The sequence below is a fragment of the Micromonospora solifontis genome, from assembly GCF_003725545.1.
GTDB classification, from domain to species: Bacteria; Actinomycetota; Actinomycetes; order Mycobacteriales; family Micromonosporaceae; genus Micromonospora; species Micromonospora solifontis.
In genome coordinates this window covers 1-524 of the sequence record NZ_RJLN01000209.1, presented here as the reverse complement: position 1 = coordinate 524, position 524 = coordinate 1, and the positions used below count along the sequence as shown (strand labels likewise).

1 protein-coding gene is annotated in these 524 nt (G+C 65.5%); it reads right to left on the bottom strand.

Going from position 1 to position 524, the window contains the following annotated elements; genetic code table 11:
- Window positions 1-524, bottom strand: a 524-nt coding sequence (locus tag EFE23_RS27895; RefSeq protein ID WP_199737277.1) for an IS5 family transposase, incomplete at both ends; no start/stop codon positions are given.

Below are 524 nucleotides of genomic sequence, written 5' to 3'. Positions count from 1 at the left end.
TGACGGTGGGTGACGGCGAGACGGTCGATGACGTCACGGCCACCGGCGGTGTCCGAGACACTGGCCGCGGTGACGATCACGACCAGCAGCAGACCAAGGACATCGGTGGCCAGGTGCCGTTTGCGGCCCTTGATCTTCTTGCCGGCATCGATGCCCTGACTGGCTTCGGGCACGTTGCTGCTGGTCTTGACGCTCTGCGAGTCGATGATCGCCGCAGTCGGCTCCGGGTCGCGGCCGACTGCCCGCCGGACCTTGCCGCGCAGCAGGTTGTGGATCTTCTCCGTGGTGCCGTCGGCGGCCCAGCGGGTGAAGTAGGAGTGGACCGTCTTGTACGGAGGGAAGTCGTGTGGCAGGTACTCCCAGGCAATGCCGGTGCGGTTGACGTACAAGATGGCATTGACGATTTCCCGCAGGTCATGCACTGGTTGACGGATACCCAGCCCGCCCTGGGAAGCCCGCCAGGCGGTCATGGTGGGTTCGATCAACGCCCACCGGGCATCGGACAGATCGGTGCGATACGGGCG